Genomic DNA, 222 nt, shown 5'->3' on the forward strand with positions numbered 1-222 from the left:
TTAAGCTGGTCTACCATCTCGTTGACGGTGTTCTTGAGCTCTAATACCTCGCCCTTGGCATCCACCGTGATTTTCTGCGACAGGTCGCCCTTGGCCACCGCCGTGGTCACCTCGGCAATGTTACGCACCTGCGTGGTCAGATTATTCGCCATCGCGTTGACGTTGTCGGTCAGCTCCTTCCAGGTGCCATCGACGCCCGGCACTTGCGCCTGACCGCCCAGC

At 59.5% G+C, this 222-nt stretch carries 1 protein-coding gene; it reads right to left on the reverse strand.

Going from position 1 to position 222, the window contains the following annotated elements; all coding sequences use genetic code 11:
- The coding region (locus tag H4J46_RS17610; RefSeq protein ID WP_182231806.1) for a HAMP domain-containing protein at window positions 1–222 on the reverse strand (222 nt) is incomplete at both ends.

Source organism: Colwellia sp. MB02u-6 (assembly GCF_014077095.1).
GTDB lineage: Bacteria > Pseudomonadota > Gammaproteobacteria > Enterobacterales > Alteromonadaceae > Cognaticolwellia.